The sequence below is a fragment of the Zoogloea sp. genome (assembly GCF_041908905.1).
GTDB lineage: Bacteria > Pseudomonadota > Gammaproteobacteria > Burkholderiales > Rhodocyclaceae > Zoogloea.
Map to the genome: position 1 here is coordinate 45,699 of NZ_JAYREK010000023.1, position 9,699 is coordinate 55,397.

Annotated in this window: 9 protein-coding genes; 8 read left to right on the forward strand and 1 reads right to left on the reverse strand. The window is 65.1% G+C overall.

Annotated elements, in window-relative coordinates:
* Positions 1-3: 3 nt before the first annotated feature.
* Positions 4-834, reverse strand: coding sequence for an alpha/beta fold hydrolase (locus ACE3OU_RS12860; protein ID WP_374241956.1), 831 nt, complete (start codon positions 832-834; stop codon positions 4-6).
* Positions 835-1,088: 254 nt separating this feature from the next.
* Between ACE3OU_RS12860 and ACE3OU_RS12865 the strand changes: the two genes are divergently transcribed.
* The 8 genes from ACE3OU_RS12865 to ACE3OU_RS12900 all read left to right on the forward strand — a co-directional run bounded on the left by ACE3OU_RS12865 (position 1,089) and on the right by ACE3OU_RS12900 (position 9,612).
* Positions 1,089-2,942 (forward strand): long-chain-acyl-CoA synthetase, encoded by a 1,854-nt coding sequence (locus ACE3OU_RS12865; RefSeq protein WP_374241957.1) that lies wholly within the window; start codon positions 1,089-1,091, stop codon positions 2,940-2,942.
* A 218-nt stretch (positions 2,943-3,160) separates the two neighbouring features.
* Positions 3,161-3,493, forward strand: a complete 333-nt coding sequence (locus tag ACE3OU_RS12870) for a hypothetical protein (protein ID WP_374241958.1) — start codon at positions 3,161-3,163, stop codon at positions 3,491-3,493.
* Between the two features lie 7 nt (positions 3,494-3,500).
* Positions 3,501-4,712: a thiolase family protein gene (locus tag ACE3OU_RS12875; RefSeq protein ID WP_374241959.1), complete on the forward strand. Its 1,212-nt coding sequence runs from the start codon at positions 3,501-3,503 to the stop codon at positions 4,710-4,712.
* Positions 4,713-4,717: 5 nt separating this feature from the next.
* Positions 4,718-5,659, forward strand: coding sequence for an OB-fold domain-containing protein (locus ACE3OU_RS12880; RefSeq protein WP_374241960.1), 942 nt, complete (start codon positions 4,718-4,720; stop codon positions 5,657-5,659).
* A gap of 190 nt (positions 5,660-5,849) precedes the next feature.
* A complete protein-coding gene (locus tag ACE3OU_RS12885; RefSeq protein ID WP_374241961.1) occupies positions 5,850-6,899 on the forward strand; it encodes a Fic family protein in 1,050 nt (349 codons plus the stop codon).
* An 81-nt stretch (positions 6,900-6,980) separates the two neighbouring features.
* Positions 6,981-8,381 carry a DUF3696 domain-containing protein gene (locus ACE3OU_RS12890; protein WP_374241962.1) on the forward strand — a complete coding sequence of 467 codons (1,401 nt, stop codon included), beginning with the start codon at positions 6,981-6,983 and terminating at the stop codon, positions 8,379-8,381.
* Positions 8,378-8,905 carry a hypothetical protein gene (locus tag ACE3OU_RS12895; protein WP_374241963.1) on the forward strand — a complete coding sequence of 176 codons (528 nt, stop codon included), beginning with the start codon at positions 8,378-8,380 and terminating at the stop codon, positions 8,903-8,905. Before ACE3OU_RS12890 ends, ACE3OU_RS12895 begins: the two co-directional genes overlap by 4 nt.
* 5 nt (positions 8,906-8,910) lie before the next feature.
* Positions 8,911-9,612 (forward strand): RNA ligase family protein, encoded by a 702-nt coding sequence (locus ACE3OU_RS12900; protein WP_374241964.1) that lies wholly within the window; start codon positions 8,911-8,913, stop codon positions 9,610-9,612.
* Positions 9,613-9,699 lie beyond the last annotated feature (87 nt).

Below are 9,699 nucleotides of genomic sequence, written 5' to 3' on the forward strand. Positions count from 1 at the left end.
TGCTCAGCCCCGCGTCAGGAAATCGATGCAGCTGCGGTTGAACAGGTCGGCGTGCTCCACCTGCACCCAGTGGCCGCAGCGGTTGAGCATGATGAAGCGGGCCTGGGGGGCGTGGTCAAGGATCTTCATCGCGCCGCTGGCCGGGTTGAAGTTGTCGTTGGTGCCCCAGAAGCCCAGGATCGGGCAGCGCAGCTCGTGCAGCCGCTCGGTCATGTTGGGCACCAGCATGGTCGAGAACAGGTTGGCCGGCTGGGTCGCCGCCACCGCGGCGCGTTCGACCAGCAGCGCGTCGTCCAGCTGGGACGGATCGTGGAGCTGGAGCTGCATCACGTGGCGCATCTGCTCCACCCCCATCGGGCCAGCCGCGTAGGTGGCCACCATGCGCTTGATGCCTTCCATCTGGAAATAGGTTTCCCGCTCCTCGACGCCCCCGGGGGCCATCAGGATCAGGCGCTCGACGAGCTCGGGGCGGGCCAGCGCCTGGCCCAGGGCGATCGCGCCGCCGAGGGAGTTGCCCAGCAGGGTGCAGCGCTCGATGCCGAGCACATCGAGGAAGGCCGACAGCCGCGACACGAAGAAGTCCAGGCTGTAGTGGGCGTCGGCGGGCTTGTCCGAGCGGCCGAAGCCGGGCAGGTCGAGCACGATGTTGCGGAAGCCGGCGGCGGCGAAGGCCGGGTAGTTGCCCTTGAAGTTGCTATGGCCGCTGGCCCCCGGCCCGCTGCCGTGGAGCCACACCACCACCGGCCCCTGGCCCGAGTCCAGGTAGTGCAGGCGCATGCCGTCGGGCAGCTCGGCGATGCGGTCTTGAGGGGGAGGAAGGTCCTGCTGCGTCATCGGTCATGTCTCCTGAGGGTCAATCGCCCGGCGGGCGGGCTCCAGCGTGGATGCTCGTGCAGGTCGGCGCGCGCCGGCATCGTCCGTTCAGACCAGCCCGCGGGATTCCGCCGTACTTAGTCTTTCCGGACGATGTTGCCCGCCCCGGGCAGGCGAATGATGGTCGGCGCGAAAGCCCAACAGCGAAACAGTGGCGCGGCGCGTCCGCCGCCCAGCCCGCCACAACCTGCACAACAGACCGGGGAGACATGTGCATGAACGCAAACGATGCACCACCTAATTTGACTGACCAGACCCAGGGCTGCGTGCCCCGCGAGCTCACCCAGGAGAGGCTGGACCGCCGCGCCGCGGCCAGCGCCCTGATCAAGCCCGCCGACCTGTACACCCTGGCCGACCGCGTGGAGGAGACGGCGCGCCGCCAGGGCGAGCGCCCCTTCCTGCTGTATGGCGGGCAGCGCTTCAGCTATGCCGAGGTGGACGCCCGCGCCAACCAGGTGGCCCACGCCGCCTTCGCCCGCGGCCTGCGCCCCGGCGACGTGTGCGCGCTGGCGATGGAGAACCGGCCGGACTTCTTCTTCACCTGGTTCGGCCTGACCAAGCTGGGGGTCGTGGTGGCCTTCATCAACACCCAGGTCAGCGGCCGGCCCCTGGTGCATGCGCTGGAGACCACCCAGGCCCGCGCCGCGGTGGTGGGCGAGGAGTGCCTGGCCAACTTCGCGGTCACCGAGGGGCTGCCCGACCTGCCCCTGTGGGGCCTGGCCGATGCCGAGAAGCCGTGCCAGGACGCGGCTGCCGGCGTGGCCGACATGGCCTTCACCGCCGAGGTGTCCGCCGCGCCGCGCGAGGCCTTCCCGCGCAGCCACCGGGCCGCCATCACCGCCGAGACGCCGACCCTGCTGATCTTCACCTCCGGCACCACCGGCCTGCCCAAGGCGGCCCGCTACAGCCACATGCGCTGGCTCAGCTCGGGCGACGTGATGGAGGTGACCATCGGGGCCACGCCGGACGACGTGTTCTACTGCTGCCTGCCCCTCTACCACGGCGCCGCCGCCACCTCCGTCACCTCCACCGCGCTGCGCGCCGGCGCGGCCATCGCCCTGCGGCGCAAGTTCAGCACCCGCGAGTTCTGGAAGGACGTGCGGAGCCACGGCATCACCGTGTGCCAGTACATCGGCGAGATCTGCCGCTACCTGATGAACCAGCCGCCCAGCCCCGATGACCGCCGGCATAGCCTGCGCTGCATGATGGGCGCCGGCCTGACGCCGGAGATCTGGCAGCGCTGGATCGAGCGTTTCGGCAGCGTGCAGATCTTTGAAGGCTGGGGTTCCACCGAGGCCAACACGGCCCTGATCAACCTGGACAACCGCATCGGCTCCTGCGGCCGGGTGCCTTACTGGGAGAAGACCAACTTCCGGCTGGTGCGCTACGACGTCGAGAGCGACACCCACCCGCGGGACGACAAGGGTTTCTACCTGCTGTGCAAGCCGGGCGAAGTGGGGGAGGGGCTGGGGTACATCGTCAATCACCCGCAGATCGGCGGCGGCCGCTTCGAGGGCTACACCTCGGCCGAGGCCACCGAGAAGAAGATCCTGCGCAACGTCTTCCAGCAGGGCGACGCCTTCTGGAGCTCCGGCGACCTGCTGCGCTACGACGAGGACGGCTACTTCTACTTCGTCGACCGCATCGGCGACACCTTCCGCTGGAAGAGCGAGAACGTGTCCACCCAGGAGGTGGCCGACGCGCTCTCCGACTGCCCCGGCGTCGAGGTGATCAACGTGTACGGCGTGCAGGTGCCGGACCACGAGGGCCGCGCCGGCATGGCCGCCATCGTGATGCAGCCCGGCCAGTCCTTCGATCCGGCGGGCTTCTACGCCCTGACCGAGGCGCGCCTGCCCCGCTACGCGGCGCCCCAGTTCGTGCGGGTCTCCCGCGAGGCCGACATGACCGCCTCGTTCAAGCTGCGCAAGGTGGACCTGCAGCGCCAGGGCTACGACCCGACCGCCTTCGACGATCCGCTCTACGTGCGGGACGAGGCCGCCGGCACCTACGTGCCGTACTCCCCCGAGGCGCTGGCCCGGGCCGGCTACGCCCCGTTCCGGGCCGGCTGACGGCCCTGCGGCGGTGTGGCCCGGGCGCTTCCGCCGGGTCGGCCGCCGTCTAGTACGTTTGGACGATGTGCGGCGGGGGCGCCTGCCACAGCATTTCCCGCACGCGGTTCGGCAGGATGTGCCGGCAGCTTCGCTTGTGGAAGGCGGGGCGGCGCATCCGGGCCGGAGATGCGAATTCCAAAATACATGGCCCACAAAGGGCCGGAGGAGACCACATCATGTTCATCAAAGCCTTTGCCATCAGCGTCGCCCTGAGCGTGCTGGGTGTCAGCCATGCAGACAAGAGCGACAGATCCGCCCGGGATTGTGACGACGCGGACCCCGCCTGTGCTCCGATCCAGGCCGTCGCCACCGGCATGAATCACCTGCAGGCCCCCTCCCGCCCCTGGGCAGGAGGGGGCCTGTGTCCATCTGTGTCCATCTGTGGCCTGCGCGGCAGTGCGGCGGGGAATAGGCAGGTGGGCCTAGTCGATTTGAACGATTGTCCGCCGTCCGCCCTGTGGCATCTTCTTCCCATGGGCCGGCTCGAGCCGGCCAAACCACCAAGGTGAGGAGAACATGGGACTCAAGGGCAATGCAGCAATCGTCGGAGCAGCGCAGTACCGGCCGGAGAAGTATCAGACCGCGCCGCGCATGTTCCACCTGGAGCAGGTCGCCGACCTGGCCTCGCGGGCCTTGGCCGACGCCGGCCTGCGCGCCGAAGACATCGACGGGCTGGTGATCAACGGCCCGCAGTTTCACGAAGCCTCGGTGTTCGTGCCGGCGATGGCGGCCGAATACCTGGGCCTCAACCTGAACTTCGCCGAAGTGGTGGACCTGGGCGGCTGCACCTCGGTGGCCATGGTCTGGCGCGCCGCGATGGCCATCGAGATGGGCCTGTGCCAGGCGGTGCTGTGCGTGCTGCCCGCCCGCATGGCGCCCTTCGGGCCCGACGAGGACCCGACCTGGATGGCCCGGGCGATGCGCTACGGCGGCCACAGCACGGCCTTCGGCGCCCCCGAGGCGGAGTTCGACCTGCCCTACGGCCACATGGGCCAGAACACCGGCTACGCGATGATCGCCCAGCGCTACGCCGCCCAGTACGGCTACGACCCACTGGCGATGGCCAAGATCGCGGTGGACCAGCGCACCAACGCGCTGGCCAACCCGGACGCGATGTTCTTCGGCAAGCCACTCGCCGCCGAGGAGGTGCTGGCCAGCAAGATGGTGGCCGACCCGCTGCACGTGCTGGAGATCGTGATGCCGGTGGCTGGCGGCGCGGCGGTGATCCTTGCCTCGAAGGAGCTCGCCGCCAGGGCGCGCCACCGGGGCGCGGTGGTCAAGGGCTTCGGCGAACACCTGGCCTTCAAGTCGCCGACCTACGCCGCCGACATGACCCGCACCCCCATCGGCCCCGCTGCCGCCCGCGCCTTCGCGATGGCCGGCCTCAAGCCCGCCGACATGGATGCGGCCCAGATCTACGACTGCTACACCATCACCGTGCTGCTGACCCTCGAGGACGCCGGCTTCGCCCCCAAGGGCGAAGGCATGCGCTGGGTGCGCGAGCACGACCTGACCTGGCGCGGCAACTTCCCGATGAACACCCACGGCGGCCAGCTGAGCTTCGGCCAGGCGGGCAGCGCGGGGGGCATGTCCCAGGTGATCGAGGCCTTCACCCAGATTTCCGGCCGCGCCGGCGAGCGCCAGCTCAAGCGTTGCGACACCGTTTTCGTATCCGGCACCGGCGGCGTGATGAGCGAGCAGGGCGCACTGATTCTCCAGGGAGCTTGACCAGCATGTCCACCAACAAACCGATGCCCGCGCCGACCGAGATCTCGGCGCCCTTCTGGGACGGCCTGAAGAGCGGCCGTCTCACCATCCCGCGCTGCAACAGCTGCGGCCACTGGATCTTCTACCCCCGCCGCCACTGCGACAAGTGCTGGTCCCACGACGTGGCGTGGCACGAGGTCAGCGGTGCCGGCAGCCTGTACACCTACACCCTCACCCGCATCCCGACCCTGCCGGACTTCGCCGACGAGATGCCCCAGGCGATGGCGGTGGTGGAACTGGACGAGGGCGTCCGCATCAACACCACCCTGGTCGGCCTCGCCGAGGACGAGATCCGCGTCGGCATGCGGCTCAAGCCGGTGTTCGATCAGGTGAAGGGCGACGGCACCACGCTGCTGCGCTTCACGGGTGTCGACAAGACCTTCACCCCCAGGCGCCCCGACGCGCCGGCCGCCGAACCCGCCCCCGAGACGCCGCCGGTTGCGGTGACCAAGGTGCCGGTCGCCGACGAGGCTGCCCTGCGCGCGCTGGTCAGCGAGAGCTTCACGGCGTGGAGCAACGAGGTGGTGGTGGACCAGGCGCTGATCGACGAGTTTGCGCGCCTCTCGGGCGACGACTACTGGATCCACACCGACCCCGACAAGGCCCGCAAGATGGGGCCCTTCGGCGGCACCATCGCCCACGGCGCGCTGGTGCAGGTGCTCCAGTCGCGCATGAAGATCCCCCTCGGCTTCGAGGTCACCGGCTTCACCAACATGGTCAACTACGGCTCCGACCGCCTGCGCTTCCCGTCTCCGGTGCCGGCCGGGGCGCGCATCCACGCCCGCGCCCGGGTCAAGAGCGTCGACCGGCTGAAGAGCGGCACCCAGCTCGTCCTCGAGGTGCACACCCACGTGGTCGGCGCCGAGCGCCCCAGCGTGATCAACGATCTGGTGATCCTCTACATGTAAGCCCGGCCGCCTCCTTCGTTTTCCCCGTTGTTGTTCCGTTGTCCTCCAACTTTGTGCCAGCCCGTTGAGGCTGGCGTTTTTTTGGCCTTGCGGTGGGGGCAAAGATCCAGCACAAATAAGGTAATGAGTAATCAAAATACCCTTATTCGAAGTAGTATTGCCCCATTCTTCCTTCCACGGATGCGGCTGCATGCAATCACTCTCGCCGGACTACCTCGCCAGGCTGCGCTTCGAAGCGCGGCAGCTGGCAACACTGCGTGCACTGGGTGAGTACAGGGGCAAGCAGCAGTTCTTCGTGGCGCAGTCGCCCGAAGTCTTGAGCGACCTGCGGCAGGTGGCCGTTGTCGAGTCGACCGAGTCTTCGAACCGTTTGGAGGGTGTGGTCGTCGCTGCACACCGGCTCAAGTCACTGGTGCTCAAGAATGCCATGCCGCAAAGTCGTTCCGAGCAGGAAGTTGCGGGCTACCGAGACGCCCTGGGCCTGATCCACGAAAGCGGCGAGCAGATGCCGTTTTCAGAGGGTACTGTCCTGCAGCTCCATGGCATGCTGTACCGCTACATGCCGCAATCGCGCGGGCACTGGAAGGCCACGAACAACGACATCATCGAACGTCACCCCAATGGCAGCTCGCGCATCCGCTTTCGTCCAGTCGCTGCGCATCTCACCCCCATTGCGATGGCGGATCTGATCGCGCGCTACCGCTCAGCGCTGGATCAGCACTTGGCAGACCCCTTGGTGCTGGTACCCCTCGCCATCCTCGACTTCCTGTGCATCCACCCATTCCCGGATGGCAACGGCCGCATGGCACGGCTGCTGACCCTGCAGTTGCTCGATCACTTCGACTATGCGGTAGGCCGCTTTATCAGCCTTGAGCGCATCTTCGAGGAGTCGAAGGAGAACTACTACGAAACGCTGGAGGCCAGCTCCCAAGGCTGGCACGAAGCTGCCCACAACATCGCCCCCTGGCTCGACTACTTCTGGGGCGCTCTACTGCGCGCCTACAAGGAATTCGAAGAGTGCGTGGGCACCATCGAGCGCGGGCGGGGTGCCAAAGGCGACCGCGTGCGCTCAGAGATTCTCAAGCGCCAACTGCCCTTCTCCATCTCGGAGATCGAGGAGGCCTGCCCCGGAATCAGCCGCGACATGGTGCGGGTAATTCTGCGCGCCATGAAAGCCAAGGGCTTGATTGAATCAAACGGCAAGGGCAGGGGGGCCAAATGGCAGCACAAACAGTCCTGACCTTCTGCTAAGGAAGAATTACCCCACTCGACACCGCCGTCGGGCGGATGGATGCAAAAAGCACGATGGAGATCATTACGGATGCTCACTCACCTGCACATTAAGAACTTCAAGGCCTGGAAAGACACAGGGCCGATTAGACTGGCACCACTTACCGTGCTCTTCGGCGCTAACAGTGCGGGAAAGAGCAGTCTAGGCCACCTCTTGCTAGCCTTGCAGCAGACAGCGCGCTCAACAGACCGAAAGCGTGCTCTGCATCTCGGTGATGCCTCATCCCTGATCGATTTGGGCACTTTCACCGATTGCCTGCATGGCCACGATCTGAAGCAACCTCTGTCCTTCGAGCTGGGTTGGACCTTGCCTAGGGCTTTGGATGTGCGCGACCCATTGCAACCAGATTCCCGCTATCAGGGCACCCGCATGCAACTTGATGTGACCCTGGCTGCGAACAAGGCGCAGCAGCCCGAGGTTCAGGCGCTACGCTATGCGCTTTCTTCGGCTGACAAGGAAGTGCTCGATGTCGCACTGGAGCGCGATGAGAAGCGAAAGCTCAACCTGACGTCTGCACACTACAGCTTCAAAATGGCTGACGGGCGCAAATGGCCCCTGGAGGAGCCTGAGAAGTTCTACCGTTTGTCCGACACCAGCATGGCCCGGTACAAGAACGCTGGTTTCCTGGCGGACTTCGCACTGGCCACCGAGAGCATGCTGGAGCGAATCTCGTATCTGGGTCCGCTACGTAGTCATCCCCAACGTATTTACCAGTGGTCAGGCGATACGCCAGCCAGTGTTGGGCAAATGGGTGAGTACGCTGTAGCGGCTATTCTGGCGGCGCAGGGTGAAGGTCGCCGCCTCAATCGGCAGGCTGGGCATCACACCAAAGGCTTTGCCGAGTTTATTGCAGCATGGCTCAAGGACCTTGGTGTCATCGACGACTTCGCTGTGCGGCCCGTGGCGGTGGGCCGCAAAGAGTACGAGGTTCTGGTGAAGACCCACCCCAAAGCGCCAGAGGTGAAGATCACCGACGTGGGCTTTGGTATCTCCCAGGTGCTGCCGGCGCTAGTGCAAGCCTTCTACTGTCCACCGCATTCCACCGTGTGGATGGAGCAGCCGGAGATCCATCTGCACCCGCAAGTTCAGGCCGAATTGGCGGACGTTTTCATTTCCGCGACCCAGGCCCGTGAGGGCGGTAAGCCTCGCGATGTCCAACTGATTGTTGAGAGTCACTCCGAGCACTTCCTTAACCGTTTGCAGCGCCGAGTCGCCGAGGGAATGGTCGAGCCGGAAGACGTGGCGGTGTACTTCTGCCGCCGCACCGGTTCGGCTACCGAACTGGAGCCACTGAGGTTGAATATGTTTGGAGAGATCGAGAACTGGCCCGAGCACTTCTTTGGCGATGAGATGGCGGATATCGCAGGGCGCACCCTGGCAGCCATGCAGCGCAAGAAGGAGATCAAGCAGCAAGAAAGTGGCGAACAGTGAAAGCAGTGATCGACACCAATGTGCTCTTGGTCGCCAATGGCCAACATGACGAGGTTTCCGAGGATTGCGTGGCCGAATGCGTCAAGCAGCTGCAAGCGGTGCAGCAGAAGGGGATTGTCGTTATTGACGATGGGTTCCGAATCTTGGGGGAATACCAGCACAAAACCAGATTGAACCCGCCTAAAGGCGTGGGAGACGTCTTCTTGAAGTGGCTGTTGCGGCACGCTGGCAGCGCGCAAGTAGAGCAGATCACCCTCAACGAAACCGCAGAAAACTGCTTTGCCGAGTTCCCGGATCCTGCGCTGGAGCCGCTGTTTGATGCCGCGGATCGGAAGTTCGCCGCAGTGGCCCATGCTCACCCAGATAAGCCTGTGATCTGGCAAGCGGCGGACTGTAAATGGTTGGACTGGTGGTTAGCCTTGAGAGCCAAGGGGGTCGAGGTCGATTTCTTGTGCCCGAATGATGCCTGCGCGTTCTACGGTAAGAAGTTTCCAGAGAAACCAGCCCCCCAATTGCCGGCTTGAGTGCCATGGATACAGACTTCTTCCGCTTCCCACACACCCCACATCTGGCCTGGCTGGGGCAGGAAAATCCGCGCGACGACAAGGTGCTTTCGCCTACCGAGGTGCAAACACTGCTGGCGGGGGATGTAGTCGTGGAGGAGAAGCTTGATGGTGCCAATCTGGGCATTTCACTGGCACCGGATGGCAGCCTTCGCGCCCAGAACCGTGGTCAATACCTGGTCGAGCCCCATGCTGGACAGTTTGCTCGGTTACCTGCATGGATTGCTCAGCACGGTGACGCGCTTCGCAGTGTTCTGACGCCCGGCCTCATGGTTTTTGGCGAGTGGTGCGCTGCCCGCCATTCCCTGGACTACGCTGCGCTACCCGATTGGTTCTTGCTGTTTGATGTGTATGACCGGCAGGAAGGCCGCTTCTGGTGCAGTGCGCGCCGTAATGCGCTGGCCGCATCGGCGGGCTTGGCCACGGTGCCTCAGGTCGGACACGGGCGGCACTCCGTAGCCTCGCTGAAAGAGTTGGTAACCACCCGTTCCAGCCACTACCGTCAGGGGCCGTTGGAGGGCGTGGTCATCCGCCGGGAATCTGTCCAGTGGTGTGAGTCCAGAGCCAAGCTGGTCCGGGCGGACTTCACTCAGGCCATCGAGACCCATTGGCGCAAACGAGCCATCGAATGGAATAGGGTCGATTTCTCGACGAACGCTCAACGATGAACCAACCTCAGGGCACCTCGAAAAACCTCGACTCGCCCACCCTTGATAAAATTACATCGTTCTGAATCCGCCCCGAGCCGACTCCGA

Excerpts from the sequence above, each read along its gene's own strand:
- ACE3OU_RS12880 (WP_374241960.1), top strand. The coding sequence starts at position 4,718 with ATGTCCACCAACAAACCGATGCCCGCGCCGACCGAGATCTCGGCGCCC.
- ACE3OU_RS12885 (WP_374241961.1), top strand. The coding sequence starts at position 5,850 with ATGCAATCACTCTCGCCGGACTACCTCGCCAGGCTGCGCTTCGAAGCG.
- ACE3OU_RS12900 (WP_374241964.1), top strand. The coding sequence starts at position 8,911 with ATGGATACAGACTTCTTCCGCTTCCCACACACCCCACATCTGGCCTGG.
- ACE3OU_RS12860 (WP_374241956.1), bottom strand. The coding sequence starts at position 834 with ATGACGCAGCAGGACCTTCCTCCCCCTCAAGACCGCATCGCCGAGCTG.
- ACE3OU_RS12870 (WP_374241958.1), top strand. The coding sequence starts at position 3,161 with ATGTTCATCAAAGCCTTTGCCATCAGCGTCGCCCTGAGCGTGCTGGGT.
- ACE3OU_RS12890 (WP_374241962.1), top strand. The coding sequence starts at position 6,981 with ATGCTCACTCACCTGCACATTAAGAACTTCAAGGCCTGGAAAGACACA.
- ACE3OU_RS12875 (WP_374241959.1), top strand. The coding sequence starts at position 3,501 with ATGGGACTCAAGGGCAATGCAGCAATCGTCGGAGCAGCGCAGTACCGG.
- ACE3OU_RS12865 (WP_374241957.1), top strand. The coding sequence starts at position 1,089 with ATGAACGCAAACGATGCACCACCTAATTTGACTGACCAGACCCAGGGC.